The sequence below is a fragment of the Bradyrhizobium sp. STM 3557 genome (genome assembly GCF_045571465.1).
Lineage (GTDB): Bacteria > Pseudomonadota > Alphaproteobacteria > Rhizobiales > Xanthobacteraceae > Bradyrhizobium.
Map to the genome: position 1 here is coordinate 3,919,586 of NZ_CP120697.1, position 24,691 is coordinate 3,944,276.

Genomic DNA, 24,691 nt, shown 5'->3' on the forward strand with positions numbered 1-24,691 from the left:
CGATTTCGATTTTTGCGTGTTGCGTTGCGATAGGCATTCTTGCTTCCGACATATTGGATGCGATACTCAGCCAAGCAATTCGTGGTCAGCCCAATTTGTTTCAGGTGACAACCGTCGGGCTGCGGCAAGATGATCCCGGCAAGGGGATCTTCCGAAAGGGACGTTGGTGGATCGGAGCAGGAAGGCGCGCGCCTTGATCTGTGCTGCTTGTGTGCTTGTGACGAGCGCGCTGGCGCTGTCTGGCTGCACCAGCCAGCTCGCCGACATGCGCTCGCTCGAGCCCGTAGACGCGCCAGCCCGCCCCAAGGAGCCTGGGGCCTATCTGCCGGTGAACGATCTGCCGCGGGATCGTGACGATGCGACGATCTCGCCCGAGGAGCGTGCCAAGATCGAGAAGGAATTGATGGCCGCGCGCGACCGCCAGGCGTCGGCGGCCAAGAATACCGCCGGGAAGTGACGGGGGCGACTTGGCTGGCGCTCTTATGGCCGACGTATTCGCTGGCGCAGCGCGGCGTCCGTGATAAAAGACCGGAATCAACCGCAAAGTGAAGGTGAGGCGGGACCGTCCGGTCCGTGACACCGTGCTGGACTGCTGCCATGGCACGGGTTTCGATCGAGGCTGCCGCAGCGCAAAATTGCCGTGATGGCCAGCTCGCCCGCCCGGTTGCCGGAGCCAGGAACCCATGGAAGAATTCTACCGCATCCGCCGTTTGCCGCCTTACGTGTTCGAGCAGGTCAACCGGGCCAAGGCGGCCGCACGGAATGCCGGCGCCGACATCATCGATCTCGGCATGGGCAACCCGGACCTGCCGGCGCCGCCGCATGTGCTGGAGAAGCTCAAGGAGACCCTGGGCAAGCCGCGCACCGACCGCTATTCGGCCTCGCGCGGTATCGGCGGCCTGCGCAAGGCCCAGGCGGCCTATTATGACCGCCGCTTCGGCGTGAAGCTCAATCCGGACACCCAGATCGTCGCGACGCTCGGCTCCAAGGAGGGCTTTGCCAACGTCGCCCAGGCGATCACGGCGCCCGGCGACGTTATCCTCTGTCCGAATCCGAGCTATCCGATTCACGCCTTCGGCTTCCTGATGGCGGGCGGCGTGATCCGCTCGGTACCGGCCGAGCCGACGCCGCAATTTTTTGAAGCCGCCGAACGCGCGATCATTCATTCGATCCCGAAGCCGCTGGCGCTGATCGTCTGCTATCCGTCGAATCCGACGGCCTATGTCGCGGACCTGGATTTCTATCGCGACCTCGTTGCGTTTGCGAAGAAGCACGAGATCTTCATCCTGTCCGACCTCGCCTATGCCGAGGTCTATTTCGACGACAAGAATCCGCCGCCGTCGGTGCTGCAGGTGCCGGGCGCGATGGACGTCACCGTCGAATTTACCTCGATGTCCAAGACCTATTCGATGGCCGGCTGGCGTATGGGCTTCGCCGTCGGCAACGAGCGCCTGATTGCGGCTCTCGCGAGGGTGAAGTCGTACCTCGACTACGGCGCGTTCACGCCGGTCCAGGTGGCTGCGACCGCCGCACTCAACGGTCCGGACGATTGCATCCGCGAGATGCGCGAGACGTATCGCAAGCGCCGCGACACGCTGGTCGAGGCATTCGGCCGCGCCGGCTGGGAGATTCCCTCGCCGCAGGCCTCGATGTTCGCCTGGGCGCCGTTGCCCGAGGCCTTCAAGGGTCTTGGCAGCATGCAGTTCGCCACCCTGATGGTGGAGAAATCCGGCGTCGCGGTCTCGCCCGGCGTCGGCTTCGGCGAGCATGGCGAGGGCTATGTGCGCATCGCCATGGTGGAAAACGAGCAGCGAATCCGGCAAGCCGCGCGCGGCGTGCGCCGTTTCCTTGAAAGCGGCATTGAAACGTTGCACAACGTGGTTCCCATCGCCAACCGGCGGTAATTTTCCGGCAGGTTCTTCATCGTCATGGTCGCACCCCTGAGAGTGGGTATCGCGGGCCTCGGCACCGTGGGTACCGAGGTCGTCCGTCTCCTCAATCGCCAGGAGCGCATCTTGTCCGAGCGCACCGGGCGCGGCGTCCGCGTCGTCGCGGTCACCGCGCGCTCGAAGGCCAAGAAGCGCGGTCTTGATCTCGACGGGATCACCTGGGCCAAGGACCCGTTGGCACTCGCGGCCGATCCCGAGATCGATTGTCTGGTCGAATTGATGGGCGGCGCCGGCGATCCGGCGCTGTCGACGATCGACACCGCCCTCAAAGCCGGCAAGTCGGTTGTGACGGCCAACAAGGCGCTGATCGCCAAACATGGCATCAGGCTCGCCAAGGCCGCCGAGAAGCACGGCGGCGCATTGAATTTCGAGGCCGCCGTCGGCGCTGCAATCCCGATCGTGAAGACATTGCGCGAGGGACTGGCCGGCACGGGCGTCAATCGCGTCTATGGCATCCTCAACGGCACCTGCAATTACATCCTGACCCGGATGGAGCAGGACGGGCTGCCGTTCGAGGAATGCCTGAAGGACGCACAGCGCCTCGGCTATGCCGAGGCAGATTCGTCGTTCGACGTCGATGGCCACGACACCGCGCAGAAGCTCGCGATCCTGGCGAGCCTCGCCTTCGGCACCGCGGTGACCCAGAACGCCGTCTATGTCGAGGGCATCTCCTCGATCGCGCCGGAGGACCTGCGGGCGGCCGACGATCTCGGCTATCGGGTCAAGCTGCTCGGTGTTGCCGTGCGCACCGCCAAGGGCATCGAGCAGCGCGTGCACCCGACCATGGTGCCGAAATCTTCCTCGATCGCGCAGGTCATGGGCGTCACCAATGCCGTGACCATCGACGGCGAGGGCATTCCGCCGATCACGCTGGTGGGGCCGGGCGCCGGCGGTGCGGCCACCGCGTCTGCGGTCGTGGCCGACATCGCGGATGTCGCGCGCGGCGTGCGCGCGGCACCGTTCGGCCGGCCTGTCGAGGCGCTGCGGCCGACCGAAAAGGCGCCGATGGAGCGGCACGAGGGTGGTTATTACATCCGTCTGATGGCGCGCGACCATGCCGGTACGGCGGCGACTATCGCCACGCGGCTTGCGGAGCAAAAGATCTCGCTCGAGTCGATCGTGCAGCGCCATCCCAATGGCGGCGAGGTCGCCAAGTCGTCGGGCAAAGGCGCGCCCGTGCCCGTGATCCTGATCACCTACGCCACGCACGAGGACGCCATGTACAAGGCGCTGCAGGCGGTGCAGCGCGACAAGGTGATCAGCGGCAAGCCGCAGGTGATCCGGATCGAGAAGAATTAGGGCCAAGGGTACGGGCAAAGGGCGGGCCTGACGTGCCCACAGCACGCACCGTTTTTGCTTAAACAAACGCATGGCGTTTGCGAAGATTACATGCTCAAACCGGGGCTATGGGCGAGCGCGTCGTGATGCGCCGGTCGCCTGGTCCCACGCGGCGCCCCGCCGCCGGGCGGTCCGTGAACGGTTAGGCTTAACGGGCGTTGGATGCCCGTCATGATGTCTTTGAGGAGTTGGCCGATGTCCACGCATATTTCAGTCCCGCCGCAATTGATGCTCGAGCGCATCCTGACGCTCGAACTTGTGCGCGTGACCGAACGTGCGGCGGTATCGGCCGCGCGCCTGCGCGGCCATGGCCAGGAGAAGGCCGCCGATCAGGCCGCGGTGGACGCGATGCGACGCGAGCTGAACAAGCTGCCGATCGAAGGCACGATCGTGATCGGCGAGGGTGAGCGCGACGAAGCGCCGATGCTCTATATCGGCGAGACGGTCGGCATGAAGGCCGGCCCCAAGGTCGATATTGCCGTCGACCCGCTGGAGGGCACCACGCTGTGCGCCAAGAACATGCCCGGTGCGATCGCCACCATGGCGATGGCCGACGGCGGCACGCTCCTGCACGCGCCCGACGTCTACATGCAGAAGATCGCGGTCGGTCCCGGCTACGCCAAGGGCGTGGTTGATATCGATGCCCCGCCGGCAGACAATGTCCTCCGGCTCGCCAAGGCCAAGGGCGTCGATCCCTCGGCAATCACGGTGCTCGTGCTGGACCGTCCACGCCATGCCGACATCATCCAGGGCGTGCGCTCGACCGGCGCCGCTGTCCGCCTGATCACCGACGGTGACGTCGCCGGCGTGATCCACTGCTCCGATCCCGAAAACACCGGCGTCGATATGTATCTCGGCACCGGCGGCGCGCCGGAAGGCGTGCTCGCAGCAGTGGCGCTGCGCTGCATCGGCGGCCAGATGCAGTGCCGGCTGATCCTCGATACGGACGAGAAGCGTGAGCGCGCGGCCAAGATGGGCGTCGGCGACCCCAAGATGATCTACGGCATCGAGGACATGGCCCGCGGCGACTGCCTGTTCGCCGCCACCGGCGTCACGACGGGCTCGCTCCTTTCCGGCGTCAAGTTCCGCAAGGACGGCGTGATCGAGACCGAGACGGTCGTAATGCGCTCGGTCACCGGAACGGTGCGCTACATCCGCGCCGAGCACCGCGAACTGGCAAAATTCCACCTCGACTAGGCGCGAGGGCCGAACATGTCCGACTTATCCGCCGTGAAAGCGCTGGTGTTCGACGTGTTCGGCACCGTGGTCGACTGGCGCACCAGCCTGATCAACGACTTCAGCGCATGGTCGCAGCGCCGCGGAGTCACAGGCGATTGGACCGCGCTGGTCGATGGCTGGCGCGGCCTCTATGTCGGCTCGATGGACGAGGTGCGCAGGCATCCCGAGCGCGGCTATGTCATCCTCGATGTCCTGCACCGCCGTTCGCTCGAGAAGCTCGTCGCGCAACTTGGCATCACCGGTCTCACCGATGCCGACCTCGACTATCTCACCAAGGGCTGGCACCGGCTGCATCCCTGGCCGGACAGCGTCGCCGGCCTGACGCGGCTGAAGACAAAATACATCATCTCGCCGCTCTCCAACGGCAACGTCGCGCTGCTCACCAATATGGCGAAGTTCGCTGGTCTCCCCTGGGACCTCGTGATGTCGGCCGAGCTGTTTCAGCACTACAAGCCCGACCCGGAGACCTATCTCGGCGCTGCACGGCTGCTTTGCCTGGCGCCGAGCGAGGTCATGATGGTCGCTGCGCATAACAACGATCTGAAGGCCGCGCAGAGCCACGGATTGAAGACCGCCTTCGTGGCGCGGCCGACCGAATACGGCCCGCTGCAGAAGATCGACTTCGAGGCCACCGGCGCCTGGGATATCATCGCCCCAGACTTTGGCAGCATCGCCGACAAGCTCGGCTGTTAGCTCGAACAGACCTTCCACTCCGTCTTCGATCTGATTGTTTACCCGCCCGAGACGATCACCCCGTACCAGCCGAGCCCGCGATAGGTCTCGTAGCCCGGCGTGGCGTGGAAGGCGATCATCCGCTTCGACGCATCGTGATAGAAGCCGCTCGGCTTGCCCTCGAGCTTGAGCGGTAGGCGTTCGCTCAGAATGCCCTGGCCGTCGGATGCGGCGATGACGCGAAAACTGGAATCGACCAGCAGCACGCGCGCCTTGTCGGCGGCGCTGACGCGCACGCCCTGGACGATGGCGCGCGCCTGCGCCTCCCAGTCGAAATGGATCGCGAGCACGCCGAGCGGACGGCCGTTGGCTTTGCCGCGCTCACGCACGGATGCGCAATAGGTCGCCACCTGGGCATTGCCGAGCAGCGGCTGGCATTCGATGTCGCCGGCGACGTAGTCGTCGCCGGAACGCAGTCCGCGCGCCTCGCGAAACCATTTGGTCTCGGCGACGCTCGCGCCGGCCACGTGGGAGCGATCGGCGCGGCCGTTGGCGATCACCTTGCCGTCGAGATCGCATAGCCACAGATCGAGGTAGACGGTGTAGGCGGACAGGATCACGCCGAGCCGCTCCGACACATGCGCCACCGTCGCTGCCTCGGGCTTGGCAGCGCAATCAACCACCGCGGAATCGGTCGCCCACCAGCGCACGTCGCAGGTGCGCTCATAGAGGTTGCGGTCGATCAGCTCGACGGCGTTGAGCGACAGGTCGACCATACGCTCGCCGCGGGCGCGATTGGTCATCTCTTCGATCGAGCTCTTCAGATTGCCGGTGCGCGTGGTGAGATGGCTTTCCAGCTCGCGCGCGATGGTCTCGACCTGCTGGCCGACCGCGCGCACCTCCTGCGCCACCACGGCAAAGCCCGCGCCCTGGGCGCCGACCCGCGAGCTTTCGATCAGTGCGTTAAGCGCCAGCATCTTCATCTGATTGGTGATCTGCTGGATCGATTTGGTCTTCTCGCAGGCGATCTGATTGACTTCGCCGGTCAGCCGCGCGATCAGCGCGGAAACATCGGTCTCGTCCTCGCTGGCCAGCGGCTGCGATGGCGCAATCGAGGGCGACTTTTTCAGAGCAGGCGCTGTCACCATGGGTGGCGAACTCCACAAGGCTTGCGCGTCCCGCCCGGCATCGGAGATGCGCGATGAATCAAATTTGAGTATGAATTGAATACCTTTGTCGGCGATTTCGCCTAACACCGGATTAACTCCGCGGCCTTGAACGCAGCCAGGTCTGCCCGAAATTTGTGCAAAATCAGTGATTTGTGTCAGTTCCGACAAGGAACTTGCGCGCCCCGGCGTTTCGCCCCAACGCGCGTGATGTAGCTTGGGCTGACAGTGGCGATTCCTTCCAACTCCCGAGTCTTCATGACGCCTCCCGCAATCGTTCTTCCCAGCGAAACGCCGCAAGCCTTTCTCGGCGTGCGGGGGTCGCTCACGGGCAAGCTGTGGCGCGACCGGCTCGATGCGCGGGCGGCAGCGCAGGCGCTGGCGATGGTGCAGCGTTATCAGTTGCCGGAGATGCTGGCGCGCGTACTGGCCGGCCGTGACGTCGATCTCGACGAAGTGCAGGACTTCCTCGACCCGACCATTCGCAAGCTGATGCCGGATCCCTTCACGGTGACGCAGATGGAGGCGGCCGCCAAGCGCATCGCGGACGCCGCCGCCCGACGCGAAAAGGTCGCGATCTTCGGCGATTACGACGTTGATGGCGCGACCTCGTCGGCGCTGCTCGCCTGGCATCTGCGCCATTGCGGGCTCGATCCGCTGATCCATATTCCCGATCGCATCTTCGAAGGCTATGGCCCCAATGTCGAGGCGGTGCGCGCGCTCGCCGCCAAGGGCGCGACCTTGCTGGTGACGGTCGATTGCGGCACCACGAGCCTGGAGCCGCTGGCGGAAGCGCGGCGGCTCGGCATGTCCGTGGTCGTGATCGACCACCATCAATGCGGCGCCGACCTTCCCGAGGCCGATGCGCTGGTCAATCCGAACCGTCCCGATGATCTTTCCGGCCTCGGCTATCTCGCCGCCGTGGGCCTCACACTGGTGACGCTGGTCGCCGTCAATCGCGAGCTGCGCGGGCGCGGCTTCTGGACTTCGGAGATGCCCGAGCCCGATCTGCTCGGCATGCTGCATCACGTCGCGCTCGGCACGGTCGCGGACGTCGCGCCGCTGATCGCGCTCAATCGCGCCTTCGTGGCCAAGGGGCTGATCGCGATGCGCCGGCGCGACCATGTCGGCCACACCGCGCTGATGGACGTGGCGCGGCTGAACGGGCCGCCGGAAGCCTGGCATCTCGGCTTCATGCTGGGGCCGCGCATCAATGCGGGGGGGCGTATCGGCCGTGCCGATCTCGGCGTGCGGCTGCTGCTCGAGGGCGACATCTCCGAGGCCGCACGCATCGCCGCCGAGCTCGATCGTCTCAACACCGAGCGCCGCGTGATTGAACAGGCGGCCGAGGCGCAGGCCGAAGCCGAGGCGCTCGCCGCGCTCGGGCTCGAGGACAAGGGCGCCGTCATCGTCACCGCGTCCGAGGGCTGGCATCCGGGTGTCGTCGGCCTCATCGCCTCGCGTTTGAAAGAGAAGTTTTCGCGTCCGGCCTTCGCCGTCGCGCTGGAGCCCGGCGGCATCGGCACCGGCTCGGGCCGCTCCATCCTTGGCGTCGATCTCGGCAAGGCGGTGCGGCAGGCGGTGGAGCAGGGCATCCTGATGAAGGGCGGCGGGCACGCGATGGCCGCCGGCGTCACGTTGCGCAAAGAAAGGCTCGCCGAATTCCGCGCCTTTCTCGAAAGCGCGCTCGCACCCGACGTTGCCAAAGCACGCCACGTCAACGAGGTCTATATCGACGGCGCCATCAGCGCCCGCGCTGCGACGCCGGAGCTGGTGCATACGCTCAATCGCGCAGGCCCGTTCGGCACCGGCAATCCGGAGCCGATCGTGGCGCTGCCGTCGCATCAGCTCGTGTTCGCCGACGAGGTCGGCCAGGCGCATCTCAAGCTTCGCTTCAAGGCCGGCGATGGCGCCACCGTCAACGGCATCGCCTTCCGCAGCGTCGGCTCGAGGCTCGGCAACGCGCTGACGCAGCATCGTGGCCAGGTTCTGCATGTCGCCGGCTGTCTCGCCGTCGACCGCTACCAGGGTGTCGAGCGCGTGCAACTGCGCGTGCTCGATGTCGCGGTGCCGGACCAGGGCCCAGCGTTCATCAGGTAGTTGCGCGCCGTTGCGAGGCGCCGAAGGCGACGAAGCAATCCGGACTCTTTTACGTGGAACTGGATTGCTTCGCTTCGCTCGCAATAACGATAACAATGATCAACTCCGCCGTCATCGCCCGCGAAGGCGGGCGATCCAGTATTCCAGAAACAGTAGTAACTAATCGAGATGCTGCGGCGTACTGGATGCCGCGCCTGCGCGGGGCATGACAGTAGGGACATACGCTCACCTTCTCGCCACGCCATTCGCGTCCGAGTGATGCATGTTCGTAAACCCTCTGCAAGAAGAGGGCGCAGGGAAGGCCGGGTGCTGGTCGCACCCATGGTCCGCGTGCAACAAGAATGCACGCGGCAGAACCACAGGTACGGCCGAACAACCGGCCCTCCCTGCGCGATAGTTTACGGCTTATACGCGCTCTCCTTGGGGACCGGCTTTCTTGCCCCCATCAGTCGTTGAACTCATCGGGTTCAGCGACCTTGGCATCAGCACCGGGATGCCAGGACCACACGACTTCGCCGTCCGCACGAGCGTGCGCTCGTCCTGCGCTGCTCATCGCGTCCACCGCATCCTGCCTCGCGTTCGTGACGACGCGTACGCCCCTTTGGTGAGGCAGGACGGACGCATTCAATCATGATTTCCGAAAAAACGAAAGTGAAATTTTTGCAGCCACGGGCGGCACAACGTCCATCGCCTTGAATTGTCCCGAGAAATGAGTTTGTTCGCGCAAGTCCGGATTTGCAGTCCGGCCGTGCCGCGACGGTGCATGCGGACGCAAAGCGATTTGCCCGACGAGCCGAACCGGCTATTCATTGGACTGGCCGACGAACAGCGACAACAAAGGACAGGGCAGGAAGCGAAGATGACAGGACAGGTCGAAGGCAAGATCGCGCTGGTCACGGGCGGCGCATCGGGGATCGGGGCTGCGGTTGCCGAGTTGCTGGCGCGCGAGGGCGCATCGGTCGTGGTGACCGATATCGATGAGCTCAGGGGTCCGGAGGTCGTCGCCGGCATTACCGCGCACGGCCATCGGGCGACGTTCCTGCATCAGGATGTCACCAGCGAGCCGCGCTGGGCCGAGGTCATCGCCAAGGTCGAGAGGCTCCACGGCCGGCTGGACATTCTGGTCTCGAATGCCGGCATCGGCATTGCTGTGCCCTCGATCACCGAGATGTCGCTTTCGGATTGGCGGCGCCAGACCGCCATCAACCTCGACGGCGTGTTCCTGTCGGTCAAGCACAGCCTGCCGCTGATGCGTAAGACGGGCGGCGGCTCCATCATCCTGATGTCGTCGCTGGCGGGACTGCGCGGCGCGGCGGGACTGGCGGGCTATTGCGCCACCAAGGGCGGCGTGCGGCTGTTCGCGAAGGCGGTCGCGCTGGAATGCGCCTCGTTCAGTGACGGCATTCGCGTCAACTCCGTGCATCCGGGGATCATCGAAACGCCGATCTGGGGCAAGATCCCGACCGAAGCCGAGGGCCGCGGGCAGAACGCGCCGATCGATCCGGAGGAGCGTGCGAAGGTGGCCGTTCCGCTCGGCCGCGCCGGGCAGGCGGAGGAGATCGCCGCTGGCGTGCTCTATCTCGCCTCCGATGCCGCGCGCTACGTGACGGGCACGGAACTCGTCATCGACGGCGGCATGTATGCGGGCGGCGTGGTACGACGAGGGTAGGGAGTTCTTCCTGCGAGCTGGTAGTCCAACTATTGCGCCGATCTCGGTGCGCTCCCTCTCCCCGTTCTTTACGGGGCCGCGACGAGCTTCGCTCGCGCTGAGAGCGTTGGGGTGAGGGGCAGACGCACGGTCGATATAAGTTGTTAGACCTGTACCTCCTCACCCGGATTGCATCTGACCATGCAATTCGACCTCTCCCGGCAAGCGGGGCGAGGTTGAAGAGAAACGCGGTGCTACGCCCGTGCCGCCCGCCGCCTTTGGTACCAGTGTCTGGCGCGATCGAGATACAAATAGACCACGGGCGTGGTGTAGAGCGTCAGGATCTGGCTCAGGATCAGGCCGCCGAAAATGGCGATGCCGAGCGGCTGGCGAAACTCGCTGCCCTCGCCGAGGCCCACCATCAGCGGCACCGCGCCGAACAGCGCGGCCATCGTCGTCATCATGATGGGGCGGAAGCGCATCATGCAGGCCTCGAAGATGGCGTCTCGCGACGACAGCCCTTGCTGCCGTTCGGCATCGAGCGCGAAGTCGATCATCATGATCGCGTTCTTCTTGACGATGCCGATCAGCAGGATCACACCGATCATGGCGATGAGGTCGAATTGCGTGTGCGACAGCATCAGCGCCGCGACCGCGCCGACGCCCGCCGAGGGCAGCGTCGACAGGATCGTCAGCGGATGGATGTAGCTCTCGTAGAGCATGCCGAGCGAAATGTAGATGGTCGCGAACGCCGCGAGGATCAGGAACGGCTCGCTCGCCAGCGACTGCTGGAAGATCTTGGCGACGCCCGCAAACTCGCCGCGGATGGTCGCGGGCATGCCGATCCGGCGCATGGCCGCCTCGATGGCAGCCGTCGCCGCGCCGAGCGAGCCGCCCGTCGGCAGATTGAAGGAGACGGTGCCGGAGACCAGCAGATCCTGGTGATTGACCTGCAGCGGCGTCTCGCTCTGGGCAAAGCGGGCGACGCTGGACAAGGGGATCATCGTTTCGGCGCCGGTGCTGACGGCCGTTCCAGTCGATGAGACGCCCTTGCCGGTCGCGCCGATCGAGTTGGTCGCCTGGTTGCGCACGGCATTGGTTGCGATGGCGCTGATCGAAGCCTTTTGGTTCGATAACGCCACAGTGCCAGCGACCGCATTGGTGGCCTGCGATCCCGTGGCGGAGCCGCCGGAGGTGCTAACATAGACGTCCTTCAACGTCTCTGGATTCTGCCAATAGGGCGGGGCGACCTCCATGATGACGTGATACTGGTTGCGTGCGACATAGATGGTCGAGACCTGGCGCTGGCCGAAAGCATCGTACAGCGTGTTGTCGATCTGGCTGACGGTGATGCCGAGGCGCGAGGCGGCATCGCGATCGATCACGATATTGGACTGCAGCGCGCGGTTCTGCTGATCGCTGTTGACGTCGGCCAGTGCCGGATCATGCTGAAGTGCCGTGACGAGTTTCGGGATCCATTCGTTCAGCTCGGCAGGTGTCGAGCCCTTCAACGTGTATTGATAGGCCGCATTGGCGGTGCGTCCGCCGGCGCCGAGATCGCCGATCGACTGCAGGAAGAGCTGGGCGCCGGCGACCGCCGTCAACTTATCGCGCAGCCGCTCGATCACCTGCTCGGCGGACAGCTTGCGCTGATCAAGCGGCTTCAGCGACGCGAACACCGAGCCGGTGTTGGTCGCGCCGCCAGGACCCGGCCCGGCGCCGCCGGTGAAGCCGACCGCGGTGTCGACTGCCGGATCGCTCCTGACGATGTCGATGAACTGCGCGAGCTTCTGCTGCATCAGCTGAAACGACGTGTGCTGATCGGCCTGGATCGATCCGATCAGCAGCCCCGTGTCCTGCTGCGGGACGAAGCCCTTGGGGACGGCGCCATAGAGATAGAAGTTCAGGGCAAGCGTCGCAGCCAGGATCAGCATCACCGTGCGGGGATGACGGAGCGCGAGTCCGAGCGTCCAGCGATAGAAGCGCAATAGCAGCTCGAAGACGCGCTCGCTGGCGCGGTAGATCCGGCCATGGCGCTGGCCGGCCTCGCTCCGCAGCAGCACGGCGCACATCATCGGCGTGGTCGTCAGCGAGACCACGAGCGAGATCACGATGGCAATGGTGATCGTGACAGCGAATTCGCGGAACAGGCGGCCGACCAGCCCGCCCATCAGGAGGATCGGCACGAATACCGCGATGAGCGAGACGCTCATCGACAGCACGGTGAAGCCGACCTCGCGCGCGCCGAGCAATGTCGCCTCGAGCCGCGACAGGCCCGCATCCATGTGACGGGTGATGTTTTCCAAGACGACGATGGCGTCGTCGACCACGAAACCGGTCGCGACGGTCAGCGCCATCAGCGAGAAGATGTCGAGACTGTATCCCAAGAGATACATCACGGCGAAGGTGGCAACCAGCGACACCGTCACAGCGACGACCGGCACCAGCGTCGCACGCGCGCTGCGCAGGAACGCGAACACGACGAGGATGACGAGCGCCACGGCGATCAGCAGCGTGATCTCGACGTCCTGCAGCGACGCGCGGATGGTCTTGGAGCGATCCACTGCGAGATTGATGTCGATGGCCGGCGAGACCGAAGCGTGCAACACCGGGATTAGCGCTTTCACGGCATCGACCATCCGGATGATATTGGCGCCCGGTTGCCGGTACACGATCATCATCACGGCGGGCTTGCCGTTGGCGAGGCCCAGCGTGCGCACATTTTCGACGGAATCGATGACGTCGCCGAGATCGGTGAGGCGGACGGCCGCGCCGTTGCGATAGGCCACGACCAGCGATTTATAGTCGTCCGACCTGGTGGCCTGGTCGTTCGCATAGAGCTGGAAGCGGCGGCTTCCGACATCGATGCCGCCCTTCGGACTGTGCGCGTTGGCGCTCGCCAGCGCGGCGCGAACATCCTCGAGGCCGATGCCGTATTTGTAGAGCGCCGAGGGATTGAGCTCCGCGCGTACCGCGGGCAGCGATCCGCCGTTGACAGCAACCTCGCCGACGCCCTCGACCTGCGACAGCTTCTGGGCGATCACTGTCGAGGCGGCGTCGTAGAGCTCGGCCGGCGTCAGCGTGTTGGACGTCAGCGTGAAGATCAGCACCGGCGCCGATGCGGGGTTGAACTTGCGATAGCTCGGATTGGTGCGCAGGCTGGTCGGCAGATCGGCGCGGGACGCGTTGATCGCGGCCTGCACGTCACGCGCGGCGCCGTTGATGTTGCGATCGATGTTGAACTGCAGATTGACGCGCGCGGACCCGAGCGAGCTCGTCGATGTCATCTCGGTCACGTCGGCAATCTGGCCGAGATGCCGCTCGAGCGGGCTCGCGACCGTAGTCGCCACATCCTCCGGGCTCGCGCCGGGAAGCGTCGCCTGCACCGAGATGGTGGGAATGTCGACGTCCGGCAGCGGCGACACCGGCAGCTTGAAAAACGCGACCGCGCCGGCCACGACGAGCCCGAGCGAGAGCAGGGTGGTGGCAACCGGACGGCGGATGAAGGGCGCGGAGAGATTCATCAGGAACTTGAATGGATCGAGTGCGGAGCGGTTCTATCCGGCTGCGCACAGGTGCAGAAGCCTCATCTTGTCACAGCATGGTGTCATCAAGCTGCCGTTTTCCGGCCAGCCGGAAACGTCCTAACACCAACGCCTGGAGTGCAGAAATAGTCTGACAAGAAAGTGAACCATCCGATGCAACAGCCTGATAGCCATCGCGAGCCGCGCTGCCGCCGCAAGCTCCGCTGTCGTCCCGGCCTTGAGCCGCCGGGACGACATCGCATGTGTAGCGGCGGCATCAAGAATAACTGGCGCCGATTGCAATCGAGCGCAAGCCGGGCTTCCGACTGCCTGCAAGGAGACACCGGAATCGGCCGGTCGCTCGCCGCCTCAATGGATCCGCATCGACAGCTCGACGTCGTCGGCAAACGGCACCGATAGATAGCCGTTCGCGGATGAACGGACGCGCGCCAGGTAGTCCGGGCTGTGATCGGCGTTGTCGGCGACGATGAAGGCACCGGGACGAAGTCGGCTTTCCACGAGATTCAGGATATCAGAATAGAGCGCCTTGGCGCCGTCGAGCAGCACGAGGTCGATCGCATCGGGGAGATCGACGCTCAGCGTCTGCAGCGCATCGCCTTCGCGGATTTCGACGAGGTCGATGACACCGCCGGCCGTCAGATGATCGCGCGCGCGTGCCGCCTTTGACGGCTCGAACTCCGTGGTGATCAGGCGGCCGCCGCCATTGTCCTTCAAGGCTGCGGCGAGGTGCAGTGTCGAGATGCCGAACGAGGTGCCGAATTCGACGATCGTCCGTGCGCCAAAGCTGCGCGCCAGCATGTAGAGCAGTGTGCCGGTCGTGCGGGAGACGGGAAGCGGTACGTTCTTCAGGCGGCCGTAGAGATCGCGGTAGTCGGTCTTGCTGCGCATCAGCTGCGTCTGTGCCGTCTCGGTGAGGTCGGCGAATGCGGCGTCGATGTCGCGCGTGCTGGTTGCGGCCTCGTCAAACAGGCGATCGAGCAGCGGCGCAAGCGGGGCGGTGGTAAGGGTGGTCATAAAGGTCTCCGGTGTCGGTTCAGCGCAGTCTTGCGCGGGAGTTGAAATACGACTAATTCGTCGCATTTCCTATTCGCGTTGCCGGAGGCCGCCATGGCAGCTCGTCGAAGCCCTTCAATTTCCTCGCGAAAACAGCCCAAACAGGCGCGCTCGACCGAGCTCGTCGCGACCATTCTGGAGGCGGCTGTTCAGGTTTTGGCGAAGGAGGGCGCGCAGCGTTTCACTGCGGCGCGGGTTGCCGAGAAGGCCGGCGTCAGCGTCGGATCGCTGTATCAATATTTTCCGAACAAGGCCGCGATCCTGTTTCGCCTGCAAAGCGACGAATGGCGGCAGACCAGCGAGCTCTTGCGCAGCATCCTTGAGGCCAACACCAGGCCGCCGCTCGAACGGCTGCGCAGGCTGGTGCACGCCTTCATCCGCTCGGAATGCGAGGAGGCCGCGATCCGCGGTGCGCTCGACGACGCCGCGCCGCTCTATCGCGATGCGCCCGAGGCACGTGAGGCAAAGGCGTCGGGGCGCGGCATCTTTCAGGCCTTCATGCGCGAGGCGTTGCCGCAAGCCTCGGACGCCACGCGGGCGCTCGCCGCTGATGTGATCAAGACGACGCTCAGCGCCGTCGGAAAGCAATTCTCGGAAAGCCCGCGATCGCCGGCGGAAATCGACGCCTATGCCGATGCCATCGCCGACATGTTCTGCGCCTATCTCGCGGCGATCGAGAACGGCTGAGACGTGCCTCTCAGCCTGGTCTGATACGGGGCTTCGGTAGCAGCGGCGGCGAGACGGCGCGTGATGCGGCCTGCCGCGTCTCCTCGAGCAGTCGGCTCGGAATGGTGAATGGGCGCGGAATGTCTTCGCTGGAGATCATTGCGCCTGCAGAGTAGGGCGGCCACTTGACCTCGGTCGGATAGGCGCCGTTAGAGACGAAGCGGTCAATATGTCGGCCCCATCGCAGGGCCTTCCAGCAAATCAAATGGGCTTGGCGTGAAATCAGAACGAGAATGAGGTGTCTGACTGACGCGAGCCTGCGCCCACCGCGAGCTACGAGCGGTGGGAGCGCGGCGGGCGAGCCTTGCAGTGTGGTTGCGACATCTTCGGAGTCAGTTTGTGCTGGATATGAACTCTCCTCAGCTGCTGAAGGCGGCCCGATGGAGCTGGCACCCGAGCGCATGACGAGTGCGACAAAGGTCAGCACCAAGCCGAAGCCGAACGCGAACAGTGCCAGACCGTGAACCACGAGCGTGGCGTCGATCTTGTGATCGGACGCCGGCGCCGGCCGAGACATCGATTGCGCTTTGATCAGACGTTCAGGATCGACCTGCTCGACGTCGACCCAGCGCTCAGTCCAGTCCGAAAGGATCGAGACCAGCTTGACCGGCAACACTTTGACCGGCGGTGCATCCGGCGTCGCAACGGGCTGATCGGCCATGTCCTGGGATGCCCGGACGGGCACGGGCCCGTTGTCGGCGACGAGTTCGGATCTTGCCTCGCGCCATTTCGGTCGCCGAGGTTCGGGGCGCTCATGCCCACGCGCATGCCGCTGCGTCGCTGCGGCCTCGCGACGCCGCCCTGGCGAGGCATCCCAACAATGATCCGAGCCGTGCCAGTAGAGATGGACAGAGCCGAAATGCTGACGTGCTTCACTAATGCTCATGCAAGCGGCCGATGCTGGCACCGGCGCCGCTATCACCATCACCGCAACAAAAACCACCGAGATACGCATCACGAGGCTCCGGGGTTGTGGTCTGCGAGTTTTCCACAACTTTGACGTCAGATCAGAAGCATGAGCAAATTGTGACCAATTGGACAGTAGTACTGACCTATATTGGGCTTGACTCAGCACTGCGCTACCGCACGCGCGCATTCGAAGCGGGTGGTGTGACTTATTTGCAGCTTGAGGGCGTCAGCCGTTCTGTCGCAGCTTCGCCAGCACCTTCAGTCCGCCATAGCCGTCGGCGGGCTGAATGCCGGCCTTGACCTGGAAATCGCGGATCGCCTGCATGGTGTCGTTGCCGACGCGGCCGTCGGTGCCGCCGGTGTCAAAGCCGGCCGCGGTGAGGCGCTTCTGCATCTCCTGCACTTCGGCAAGCGTCAGCGCGCGCTCCGAGCCCGGGAATTGTTGGATGAAGGGCGGGCCGCCGAGAATGCGATCGCCGAGATGGCAGATCGCAAGCGCGTAGCTCATCGCCGGATTGTAGCTCTTCACAGAATAGAAATTCGGTCCCAGCAGAAAGGCAGGTCCGCCCTCGACAGGAATCCAGAGCTGCGCCGAGGCATTCGGTTGCGGAAACGCCTCGCCATCGGCCCTGACAACACCAGCGTTCTGCCAAGCGGCATAAGAGCGGCTGCCGCTGACATTCCCGCCGGGCGCACGAACCTCGTAGCCCCAGTGCTCGCCGCGATGATAATGGCCGCGATTGACGAGATAGCGTGCGGTCGAGCCGAGCGCGTCGTCGGGCCGGCCGAATGGCGAGATCTTGCCATCGCCGTCATAGTCGAAGCCGACATTGAGCCAGACCTCCGGCATCCACTGGGTATGGCCCATGGCGCCGGCCCAGGAGCCGCGCATTTCCTCCGGCGTGCTCCAGCCGCGATCGACGATCTTGAGTGCGTTGATCAGCTCGGCCTCCCAGTAGGCCTTGCGGCGCGGCTCGTTCCAGGCAAGCGCAGCCAGGGCCGGAAACACCGGGCGCATATGGTTCTGCTGCACCAAGGGATCGCCATAGGCCGACTCGACGCCCCATAGCGCCAGCAGCGTGCCGCGCTCGACGCCAAAGTCCTTCTCGATGCGCGCGAACAGCGCAGCGTTGTCCTTCAGCGCAATCTTGCCGTTGATGACGCGCCAGTCGGAGACGCGGCGATTGATGTACTGCCAGAGCTGCTCCTTGAACTCGGGCTGGTTTCTCAGCTCCTTGAACACGCTCATGTCGGGCTCAAGATGGGCCATCACCCGGCTCCAAGTCACGGCCGAGATGCCCTTGGCCATGGCGCGCTCGCGCAGGCCATCGCGCCAGCTCTCGAAGCCTGCTGGGGCGGCAAGCGCCGCCAATGGGTGAGCCGCGAGCGCGGCCGCGCCCGCGCCCAGGCGGAGCAGGGTTCGGCGGCTCAAGGAATCGTGCTGGGTCATGGATGCAAGTTTACCCGCTCTGGTGGCATGCCGGCAAAGCGCTTGCGAGTTTTAACCCTCCTGCAGATCGACCGCAATTTTCGCCAGCCAGCGGCGGATGGTCGCGAGTTTCTTCTCGCTCATGCCGCCGGCCAGTCGCCGTTCCAGCGCCTGCGCATGGCGGCGGCATTTCTGCAAGAGGTCGAGGCCGTGCGGCGTGAGCGTCCATTGCAGCATGCGGCCGTGCACCGGATGCGGCGTCTTTGCGATCGCGCCGTCGCGTTCAAGGTTACGGATGATGACGCCGACCGTCTGCGGCGTCAGCAGCGCGACGCGGGCGAGATCGGCGCCGGACAGCCCCGGATAGGCCTTGAGCATGGTCAGCACAAGGAATTGCGGCGGCGTGACGCCGAGTTCGGCGAGCGCGCGCTCCAGCGATAGGCGCGCCGCGCCCTGGGCCTGGCGCAAGAGATAGCCGAGATAGCCCTCCTCGCCACGCTTGCCTTCGCCGGGCGGCGGCACGGCCGGAGCGGCTGGCGCCGGCGGCGATTTTTGCCCGGACGGCTTTCCGCCGGAACGCGGGGCTCCGTTTTCGTCATGGCTGCTTCGCGTCAGTTTCGGCTTGTGCATATTATAAGAGCTCTTATAAGTTAGTAGTGTTCTTATATCGCGAGGAGCATCGCATGTCACATGCCCGCAAGGACTATCCGGATTTCAAGGCGCTTGCGCCGGATATCTACGAGCGCGTTCTGGCGCTAAGCCAGCTGGTAGGGAAAGCGGGGCTTGAGAAGGACCTGCTGGAGCTGGTGAAGATACGCGCCTCGCAGATCAATGGCTGCGCGTTCTGCGTCCAGTTTCATATCCTTGAGGCCGAGCGGCTCGGTATTCCCGCCGACAAGCTCAATCTTCTGGTGGTGTGGCGCGAGGCGCCGCAATTCTCGCAGCGCGAACGGGCCGCGCTGGCCTGGACGGAAGCGTTGACGTTGTTGTCCAACGAGGTCGGCGACGAGGTCTATGCGCAGGCGAGTGCGGCGTTCTCGGAGAAGGAGCTGGTCTATCTCAGCTCGGCGATCGGCGTGATCAATGTCTGGAATCGCTTTGGCGTTGCCTATCGCTGGACGCCTCCGGCGCGCCGGCCTGCGGCTCGTGCAGAAGCCGCCCAATGAACGATTTGGGAGAACGATGATGACATCGCTTGCACCAACTATGTGCCTTCGTCCGGCTCGGCCGCAGACGCAACCGGTCTGGCTCGCGGTCATCGCGGGGCTCGCCTGCGCCTTGGCCATCGCGAAGGCGCTGCCTGTCACGAAAGACGCGATCTCCGGCGTGCTCGGGCCGATGTGCGCCACCGCCGCGGCGGGGTCGCCGCTCGACAGGGTCGAGCCGATTGGCTCCTATCCGCTGCCCAACGTGCCGGGCAAGCGGGTGACCATCGTGCGCGTCTTCTATGGCCCCGGCGGTTTCTCACGGCCGCATCGCCATGCGGGTTCGGTGACGGCCTACATCACCAAGGGCGAGGTCCGCTCGCAGCTGGGAGGTGGTCCGCCCGAGACCTTTGGCGTCGGCCAATCCTTCTTCGAGCCGCCGGGCTCGACGCATCTCGTGTCGGCCAATGCGAGCATGACCGAGCCTGCGGAATTGATCGCCGTGTTCGTCGCCGACGAGGGCGCGCAGCTTACGACCTATCTGGAATAGCTGCGTTCGCCGGAGGCTCCGGCCGTGCGACAGCAATCGGGCTCAGAATCGGAACAGATCCCGCGGCGCTGCCAGCACAGTCGCGCGCTCGGCTTCGTCGGGGATCAGCTCGTCGAGAAAGCTGCGGCTCGCGGCGTAAGTCTCCGTCGCCTCGAACTGGGTGTGGGGCCAGTCGCTGCCCCACATCAGGCGGTCAAGACCGAAGGAATCGCGCAGGCGCGGATATGCGGCGCGGGCGAAGGCGCGGCCATGCGGGCCGTTGCGATAGGCACCGGACAGCTTGACCCAGACGCGGCGCGATGCAGCGAGCTTGCAGACTCCCGTGAAGGCCGGATCGGCGATGCCGCGCGCAGGATCGGGCAGGGTGAAATGATCGAGCACGACGGTGAGATCATGATCGCGCAGCCGCGAGACCAGCGCGGGAAGATCGCAAGCACACCGCTGCAGCTCGATCTGCCAGCCGAGCGCGGCAACGCACGCGAAAAAGTCTCGCCAGGCGACGGCGTCGAGATCGGGCAGGGGGCGTCCGACCAGGTTGAGCCTGATGCCGACGATTCCGGCGCGATCGAGCGCGCGCAATTCGCCCTCCGGCGTCGCCGGATCAAGCACGGCGATGCCGCGTAGCCGGCCGCCCGCGCGCGCAAGACATTCCATGAGATAGGAGTTATCGGTGCCGAGAAAGCTTGGCTGCACCAGCACGCCATGATCGAGGCCGGCCTTGTCGAGTTCGGGGAGGTAGGTATCGAGCCGCGCATCGTAATCCGGCGCATAGCGGCGGTTCCTGGCCAGCGGCAGGTCGCGGTGAAAGACATGCGCGTGCGTGTCGATGCCGAACATGGTCAGGCGCGCGCGGGCTGCTCGAACACCTTGCCGCGGGTCTCGGGCAGCATCGCGACCGCGAGCAGCACCAGCGAATAGGCGAAGGCCGCGTCGATGCCGATCGCGGGCCCAAGGCCGATATGCTCCGACAGCAAACCGACCAGGAACGGAAACGCGGCGGATACGACGCGACCGAAATTGTAGCAGAAGCCGACGCCGGTGCCGCGCACGCCGGCCGGATAGAGCTCGCTGAACAGTGCGGCCATGCTGGCGGGAATGCCGGCCGAGAAGAAGCCGAGCGGGAAGCCGAGCACCAGCATCTCGCCATTCGAGAGCGGTGCGAAGATGTAGATGAGCACGGTCGCGATGCAGGCGGAGGCGAACAGCGCGACATTGGCGCGACGGCCGATGCGATCGCTGAGCATGCCGCTAGCGACGCATCCGCAGAAGAACGCCACGATGATCACGGCGAGATAGCCGCTCGATCCCAGCACCGACAGCTTCCGCACCTCGCGCAGATAAGTTGGCAGGAAGGTGGTCAAGGCGGCATAGCCGCCATGGGCGCCAATGCCGAACAGGCCGCCGACCAGGGTCGCGCGCAGCGTCTCCGCGCTGAAGATTCCCGCGAGTGTTGAAAGAAAAGGCGCCGGAGCATCCTTGACGGGGCGCTTCGGCTCCCTGATGCCGCGGCGGATGTAAAGGATCAGCAGCGCCGGCAGAAGGCCCGTGGCGAACAGGATGCGCCAGCCGAGCTCTTTCGGTGCGAGTGTGAAGACGATGGCCGAGAGCAGCACGGCTGCGCCCCAGCCGACCGCCCAGGCACTCTGCACCGTGCCCAAGGCACGCCCCCGATGGTCGGGCCGGATGATCTCCGCCATCAGCACGGCGCCACAGGCCCATTCGGCGCCGAAGCCCAGGCCCTGGATCGCCTTGAGCACGAGGAGCTGGTTGTAGCTCGTGACGAAGGCGCAGGCGAAGGTCGCCAGCGCAAAGGTCGCCACCGTGATCTGCAGCGCGTTGACGCGGCCGAAGCGATCTCCGAGCGCGCCGCCAAGCCAGCCGCCGAAGGCGCCGAAGAACAGCGTGACAGAGCCGAGCAGGCCCGCATCGGACTTGCTGATGCCGAAGGCTACGATCAGTGCCGGGATGGCGAGGCTGAACATCTGCACGTCGAGCGCGTCCAGCGCCCAGCCGCCGAAACTGGCCCAAAAGGTTCGTCGCTCGAGCGGCGTGGAGTCCGCGTACCAGTTCGCCATCATTTCCATCCCTGATGAACCTCGTTGATCCACGCCAGGTCCCAGCGCAGTCATTTAGTCATCTATATGAATCGGCGGCGGTGACCCCGTCAAGGGGGAACAGCGGTCTCGGCAAAGCGGCTCGGAACCTGCGCGTCGGCCGCGGAGTTCTTCATGGCAGGCACGTGCTCCGGAAGGAGGATCATGATGAGCGCCAGGCATCAGAGCGATGGCGACCAGCTCAAGCCCAACGATTTTCCGCTGCAGGCCGACCAGGACAAGATCAAGCGGCAGGATGGTAAGCCGGTCGCGAAGACCGACAATGATGAATTGGCCAAGGACATGGCCGAGCGCCTGAATTGCGACGAGCATCGCCGCGAAGAGGACAGGTGGTCCGCCTGAACCAATTCAGGCACTGCTTACGGCGCCGCGCTTGGATGGCGCCATCAGTTGGGAATGGCCGGCTGCGCCGGCTTGGGGCCGGCGGGCTTGGGCTCGACCGTGAGCTTGGGATCGGTCGGCAGCACGATGGCCCCGGCTGCACGGGCGACCTTGCCTGTGATCGAGCTACGCGCCTGCTCGGCTGACTTGAGCTCGGGGCTGTGCCAGCGATCGCGCACGAGGAAGACAAGGGCAACGATACAAACCAAGGCGATCCCGATCACCGTCGCAATCGTTCCCGCTCGATGTTGTTTGGGTGCCTCGCTCATGGTCCGGCCTCCTCCGTATGCGGAGTTAACTCGACCGGCGAGCTTCAGGTTCCGGCTCTTGAAGAACGGGCGAGCTAACCCGTGTCTATCATCAAGGCGCGTCTGATATTCCTCATGCGGCGCTTCTTCGCCCACGGTCAGTCTAAGGAGGCGTCGCCCGAAGCCCGCCGGCAACGCCAAGCGCGTTCTTCAGATTTTCCAATGAAAACGGCGAGAAATGCAATGTAACATGGTGCATTCCGGCCGGCACCTCGATGGCGCGGAATAGTCCTCCGGTCCGGATGATGGGCCTTTGTGTCCCGTCGACTTCCGCCACCCAGCCTGGATAGTAGAGGTCGTGCACCAGCAAATATGCGGCGCTTGTCGCTCCGGCGACAACCTCGAGTCGACCCGGCGCCAACGACACGATATTCGCAACTCCATCGCTAGGCTGTTCACCATGCGCAGCCGAGCTGGAAGAATCACGATCCAGTTGCGCCTGTTCTGTTCCGAGCTCGCTGACCAAGCTCACGCGAGGCAATGCGCCGGGGAGCCTGTAGATCCAGACAGGGGGACCGGAGAGCAGGAGTTCGGAAGAACGTGGCGCCGAAAGGTCGGGCAAGCCTTGCAGCGGGGAGCCTAGAACGAGGTAGGTTAGACCGAGTGCCCTCGCGAGCGGCGAGTCATAGCTGCTGAACGACGGCGGAAACTGACGCTGGGACACACTCCAATTTTGCTCGCCGGGAGAGACGAGACGGTCGTACAAACCGATGCGTAGCGGATTGTAGCCATTGATGGCTTCCCAGCCGCGAACCATTGCAAGGTTCTGCCACGGCCCGCCAAGGCCCAGGACTTCGACACGCGGATACTCGCCGCGCTGGTGGTCCGCTGCGATGGATTTTTCCAGCAGCGCGATCGCCGCTGCTTCCCCGCCCGATGGTGCTTCAAGAACGGCATAGAGCGTCCAGGGTTCGGCGTTGAGGCGTGAGGCTGTATTCCACCACATCAATTCGGCCACAGCGATAAGCGTGACCGCCGCCGCTGCCAGCGCGCGGCCGGCTTCGCCTCGCAAGGCGGAAAGACACAGGCCGGCCGCCGCCATCACTGCCACTGAAACGAGAGTCTCACGTACGGCAGCCAGCGCATGTCCGGTCTTGCCTGAAAAAGCGATAGCCGACCCAATAACCGCAAACGATGCCGCGACCGCAAGCAATGTGTTCAGTGGTCGCATTTTCGGCAAACCGTCGCGGACGTAGTCAGCGAGGCAATGACCAATCATGAACGCGAACGCAATGGTGAAGACAAAACTGGCGTCCGTGGGCCGGCGGAACAGATCGATGCCGGGAATGAACCGAAATCCCAGGCTGTAAAACGGCGTGTAGCGTCCCAGCATGAAAAGGCACGACATGGTGAGCACACATGCCATGAGGCGGCGGCCGGGCTGCCACAGGCGGTCCCCCGCAACACCTAACCAGAGCAGCAGCAGTGTCGGCACCGCGCCGAGAAAGAGGTAGTTACCGGAATCATCGGTGAGGTCGACGTCGGCCAAAGTGGCGGCTCCAGGCCCCCAATAGGTGGAGTGCGTGCCGAAGATGTCGGGAACCGCAACGGTGGCGAAATTTGCCGGATACAGCGACCCTCTCAACGCATCACCGAGCGTTTCGCTCGGCCGGTTTGACAGAGCAGCGAATTGCAGGGTGAGCAGGAGCGGCACGATCAGCAGCGCGGTCCCTGCAATCGCCATCGTTGCGAGCACGCCGCCGCGCTGGCGCAGATAGTGCGCCGGCTGTTGCGAGCTCATGATTTCCGCGATCGCCACCGAGACGAGCAGGGCGCATAGCAGCAGAGCCACCTGGTTGCGGCCTAGCGCGATGCCCGCGGCGATGACCGCAAAGGCGAGAGCCAGCGCGTGCGAGTGCCGCTCAAACGCGAGTTGCAGAAGCAGCAGTGCCAATGGAAAGGCGCTGTAGCTCAGAATGATGCCGGTATGCTGCAAACGCGCGGAGGCCGGGCCGCCGAGCATGAACAATGCCGCGACCAGCACGGTGCTCGCCGCCGGCCAACGGGCGCGCCAACCGATGAAGACCATCGCGAGGCCGCCAATGAGAAGGTGGGCTTGGATGACGATGTCGAATGCCCGCATTGTGGGAAGAGGATCGATCGCGCCGAAGGCGACGAACACAGGCGAAAACACCAGGGATTGCGGATCTGCAACGCTTGGATGGCCGCCATAATGGTAGGGATTCCAGAACGGCCGTTCGCCGGAATGCAGCGCTTCGGACAAAAACCGAAAGAAGGCATAGAACTGATTTTTGGAGTCCCAGGGGACGACGGCGTCCTTGACGATCCAATGCAGGATCGCAACGCCGGAGATGGCCGAGACAAGAGCGAGCGAAAGGGCCAGTTCGCCGCTGAACGCACGATTTTTTTCCGGCAGTCGGGTCACACTTCGATCCTGGGGTGGCAATGTCGCACCTGT

General features: G+C 64.7%; 21 protein-coding genes. 11 read left to right on the top strand and 10 right to left on the bottom strand.

The window, feature by feature from the left end:
- Window positions 1–211: 211 nt before the first annotated feature.
- The 5 genes from P6U24_RS17760 (at window position 212) to P6U24_RS17780 (ending at window position 5,219) form a co-directional block, all read left to right on the top strand.
- Window positions 212–457 (top strand): hypothetical protein, encoded by a 246-nt coding sequence (locus P6U24_RS17760; RefSeq protein WP_407160358.1) that lies wholly within the window; start codon window positions 212–214, stop codon window positions 455–457.
- Between the two features lie 226 nt (window positions 458–683).
- Window positions 684–1,904, top strand: a complete 1,221-nt coding sequence (locus P6U24_RS17765) for an LL-diaminopimelate aminotransferase (RefSeq protein WP_407160359.1) — start codon at window positions 684–686, stop codon at window positions 1,902–1,904.
- 24 nt (window positions 1,905–1,928) lie between these two features.
- Window positions 1,929–3,248 (top strand): homoserine dehydrogenase, encoded by a 1,320-nt coding sequence (locus tag P6U24_RS17770; RefSeq protein WP_407160360.1) that lies wholly within the window; start codon window positions 1,929–1,931, stop codon window positions 3,246–3,248.
- A gap of 234 nt (window positions 3,249–3,482) precedes the next feature.
- A complete protein-coding gene (glpX, locus tag P6U24_RS17775) occupies window positions 3,483–4,484 on the top strand; it encodes a class II fructose-bisphosphatase (RefSeq protein ID WP_407160361.1) in 1,002 nt (333 codons plus the stop codon).
- 15 nt (window positions 4,485–4,499) lie between these two features.
- Window positions 4,500–5,219 carry a haloacid dehalogenase type II gene (locus P6U24_RS17780; protein WP_407160362.1) on the top strand — a complete coding sequence of 240 codons (720 nt, stop codon included), beginning with the start codon at window positions 4,500–4,502 and terminating at the stop codon, window positions 5,217–5,219.
- A gap of 38 nt (window positions 5,220–5,257) precedes the next feature.
- On the opposite strand, the gene P6U24_RS17785 is transcribed toward P6U24_RS17780, so the two are convergent.
- The gene (locus tag P6U24_RS17785; RefSeq protein WP_407160363.1) at window positions 5,258–6,346 is read right to left on the bottom strand and encodes a methyl-accepting chemotaxis protein; all 1,089 of its coding nucleotides are present in this window, start codon (window positions 6,344–6,346) and stop codon (window positions 5,258–5,260) included.
- 276 nt (window positions 6,347–6,622) lie between these two features.
- Between P6U24_RS17785 and recJ the strand changes: the two genes are divergently transcribed.
- Window positions 6,623–8,464 (top strand): single-stranded-DNA-specific exonuclease RecJ, encoded by a 1,842-nt coding sequence (gene recJ, locus P6U24_RS17790; RefSeq protein WP_407160364.1) that lies wholly within the window; start codon window positions 6,623–6,625, stop codon window positions 8,462–8,464.
- Between the two features lie 859 nt (window positions 8,465–9,323).
- Window positions 9,324–10,133 (top strand): SDR family NAD(P)-dependent oxidoreductase, encoded by an 810-nt coding sequence (locus P6U24_RS17795; RefSeq protein WP_407160365.1) that lies wholly within the window; start codon window positions 9,324–9,326, stop codon window positions 10,131–10,133.
- 233 nt (window positions 10,134–10,366) lie between these two features.
- On the opposite strand, the gene P6U24_RS17800 is transcribed toward P6U24_RS17795, so the two are convergent.
- Together P6U24_RS17800 and P6U24_RS17805 are read right to left on the bottom strand one after the other, a co-directional pair.
- Window positions 10,367–13,636 carry an efflux RND transporter permease subunit gene (locus P6U24_RS17800; RefSeq protein WP_407160366.1) on the bottom strand — a complete coding sequence of 1,090 codons (3,270 nt, stop codon included), beginning with the start codon at window positions 13,634–13,636 and terminating at the stop codon, window positions 10,367–10,369.
- Window positions 13,637–14,005: 369 nt separating this feature from the next.
- A complete protein-coding gene (locus P6U24_RS17805; protein WP_407160367.1) occupies window positions 14,006–14,671 on the bottom strand; it encodes an O-methyltransferase in 666 nt (221 codons plus the stop codon).
- A 93-nt stretch (window positions 14,672–14,764) separates the two neighbouring features.
- On the opposite strand from P6U24_RS17805, the gene P6U24_RS17810 reads away from it, so the two are divergent.
- Window positions 14,765–15,397: a TetR family transcriptional regulator gene (locus P6U24_RS17810; RefSeq protein ID WP_407160368.1), complete on the top strand. Its 633-nt coding sequence runs from the start codon at window positions 14,765–14,767 to the stop codon at window positions 15,395–15,397.
- 10 nt (window positions 15,398–15,407) lie between these two features.
- Here P6U24_RS17810 and P6U24_RS17815 read toward each other — a convergent pair whose 3' ends face one another.
- From P6U24_RS17815 to P6U24_RS17825, 3 genes are all read right to left on the bottom strand, one after another.
- A complete protein-coding gene (locus P6U24_RS17815) occupies window positions 15,408–16,391 on the bottom strand; it encodes a hypothetical protein (RefSeq protein WP_407160369.1) in 984 nt (327 codons plus the stop codon).
- 180 nt (window positions 16,392–16,571) lie between these two features.
- A complete protein-coding gene (locus P6U24_RS17820) occupies window positions 16,572–17,795 on the bottom strand; it encodes a lytic murein transglycosylase (protein ID WP_407160370.1) in 1,224 nt (407 codons plus the stop codon).
- A 51-nt stretch (window positions 17,796–17,846) separates the two neighbouring features.
- Window positions 17,847–18,404, bottom strand: coding sequence for a MarR family winged helix-turn-helix transcriptional regulator (locus P6U24_RS17825; RefSeq protein WP_407160371.1), 558 nt, complete (start codon window positions 18,402–18,404; stop codon window positions 17,847–17,849).
- A 53-nt stretch (window positions 18,405–18,457) separates the two neighbouring features.
- On the opposite strand from P6U24_RS17825, the gene P6U24_RS17830 reads away from it, so the two are divergent.
- Together P6U24_RS17830 and P6U24_RS17835 are read left to right on the top strand one after the other, a co-directional pair.
- Window positions 18,458–18,940: a carboxymuconolactone decarboxylase family protein gene (locus P6U24_RS17830; RefSeq protein ID WP_407160372.1), complete on the top strand. Its 483-nt coding sequence runs from the start codon at window positions 18,458–18,460 to the stop codon at window positions 18,938–18,940.
- 40 nt (window positions 18,941–18,980) lie between these two features.
- Window positions 18,981–19,469 carry a cupin domain-containing protein gene (locus P6U24_RS17835; protein ID WP_407160501.1) on the top strand — a complete coding sequence of 163 codons (489 nt, stop codon included), beginning with the start codon at window positions 18,981–18,983 and terminating at the stop codon, window positions 19,467–19,469.
- Window positions 19,470–19,511: 42 nt separating this feature from the next.
- Here the strand turns inward: P6U24_RS17835 and P6U24_RS17840 are convergent, their stop codons facing one another.
- Entirely contained in the window at window positions 19,512–20,306 is a 795-nt protein-coding gene (locus P6U24_RS17840; protein WP_407160373.1) for an amidohydrolase family protein, read from the bottom strand.
- A 2-nt stretch (window positions 20,307–20,308) separates the two neighbouring features.
- Window positions 20,309–21,544 carry an MFS transporter gene (locus tag P6U24_RS17845; RefSeq protein ID WP_407160374.1) on the bottom strand — a complete coding sequence of 412 codons (1,236 nt, stop codon included), beginning with the start codon at window positions 21,542–21,544 and terminating at the stop codon, window positions 20,309–20,311.
- A 186-nt stretch (window positions 21,545–21,730) separates the two neighbouring features.
- Between P6U24_RS17845 and P6U24_RS17850 the strand changes: the two genes are divergently transcribed.
- The gene (locus tag P6U24_RS17850; RefSeq protein WP_407160375.1) at window positions 21,731–21,925 is read left to right on the top strand and encodes a hypothetical protein; all 195 of its coding nucleotides are present in this window, start codon (window positions 21,731–21,733) and stop codon (window positions 21,923–21,925) included.
- 44 nt (window positions 21,926–21,969) lie between these two features.
- Here P6U24_RS17850 and P6U24_RS17855 read toward each other — a convergent pair whose 3' ends face one another.
- Together P6U24_RS17855 and P6U24_RS17860 are read right to left on the bottom strand one after the other, a co-directional pair.
- Window positions 21,970–22,233, bottom strand: a complete 264-nt coding sequence (locus P6U24_RS17855; RefSeq protein WP_407160376.1) for a hypothetical protein — start codon at window positions 22,231–22,233, stop codon at window positions 21,970–21,972.
- 142 nt (window positions 22,234–22,375) lie between these two features.
- Entirely contained in the window at window positions 22,376–24,256 is a 1,881-nt protein-coding gene (locus tag P6U24_RS17860; protein ID WP_407160377.1) for a hypothetical protein, read from the bottom strand.
- Window positions 24,257–24,691: the final 435 nt, after the last annotated feature.

What these genes read in the sequence shown, in the direction of transcription:
- P6U24_RS17765 (WP_407160359.1), top strand. Translation starts at nt 684, where the DNA reads ATGGAAGAATTCTACCGCATCCGCCGTTTGCCGCCTTACGTGTTCGAG.
- P6U24_RS17770 (WP_407160360.1), top strand. Translation starts at nt 1,929, where the DNA reads ATGGTCGCACCCCTGAGAGTGGGTATCGCGGGCCTCGGCACCGTGGGT.
- glpX (WP_407160361.1), top strand. Translation starts at nt 3,483, where the DNA reads ATGTCCACGCATATTTCAGTCCCGCCGCAATTGATGCTCGAGCGCATC.
- P6U24_RS17780 (WP_407160362.1), top strand. Translation starts at nt 4,500, where the DNA reads ATGTCCGACTTATCCGCCGTGAAAGCGCTGGTGTTCGACGTGTTCGGC.
- P6U24_RS17785 (WP_407160363.1), bottom strand. Translation starts at nt 6,346, where the DNA reads ATGGTGACAGCGCCTGCTCTGAAAAAGTCGCCCTCGATTGCGCCATCG.
- recJ (WP_407160364.1), top strand. Translation starts at nt 6,623, where the DNA reads ATGACGCCTCCCGCAATCGTTCTTCCCAGCGAAACGCCGCAAGCCTTT.
- P6U24_RS17795 (WP_407160365.1), top strand. Translation starts at nt 9,324, where the DNA reads ATGACAGGACAGGTCGAAGGCAAGATCGCGCTGGTCACGGGCGGCGCA.
- P6U24_RS17800 (WP_407160366.1), bottom strand. Translation starts at nt 13,636, where the DNA reads ATGAATCTCTCCGCGCCCTTCATCCGCCGTCCGGTTGCCACCACCCTG.
- P6U24_RS17805 (WP_407160367.1), bottom strand. Translation starts at nt 14,671, where the DNA reads ATGACCACCCTTACCACCGCCCCGCTTGCGCCGCTGCTCGATCGCCTG.
- P6U24_RS17810 (WP_407160368.1), top strand. Translation starts at nt 14,765, where the DNA reads ATGGCAGCTCGTCGAAGCCCTTCAATTTCCTCGCGAAAACAGCCCAAA.
- P6U24_RS17815 (WP_407160369.1), bottom strand. Translation starts at nt 16,391, where the DNA reads ATGCGTATCTCGGTGGTTTTTGTTGCGGTGATGGTGATAGCGGCGCCG.
- P6U24_RS17820 (WP_407160370.1), bottom strand. Translation starts at nt 17,795, where the DNA reads ATGACCCAGCACGATTCCTTGAGCCGCCGAACCCTGCTCCGCCTGGGC.
- P6U24_RS17825 (WP_407160371.1), bottom strand. Translation starts at nt 18,404, where the DNA reads ATGCACAAGCCGAAACTGACGCGAAGCAGCCATGACGAAAACGGAGCC.
- P6U24_RS17830 (WP_407160372.1), top strand. Translation starts at nt 18,458, where the DNA reads ATGTCACATGCCCGCAAGGACTATCCGGATTTCAAGGCGCTTGCGCCG.
- P6U24_RS17835 (WP_407160501.1), top strand. Translation starts at nt 18,981, where the DNA reads ATGTGCCTTCGTCCGGCTCGGCCGCAGACGCAACCGGTCTGGCTCGCG.
- P6U24_RS17840 (WP_407160373.1), bottom strand. Translation starts at nt 20,306, where the DNA reads ATGTTCGGCATCGACACGCACGCGCATGTCTTTCACCGCGACCTGCCG.
- P6U24_RS17845 (WP_407160374.1), bottom strand. Translation starts at nt 21,544, where the DNA reads ATGGCGAACTGGTACGCGGACTCCACGCCGCTCGAGCGACGAACCTTT.
- P6U24_RS17850 (WP_407160375.1), top strand. Translation starts at nt 21,731, where the DNA reads ATGAGCGCCAGGCATCAGAGCGATGGCGACCAGCTCAAGCCCAACGAT.
- P6U24_RS17855 (WP_407160376.1), bottom strand. Translation starts at nt 22,233, where the DNA reads ATGAGCGAGGCACCCAAACAACATCGAGCGGGAACGATTGCGACGGTG.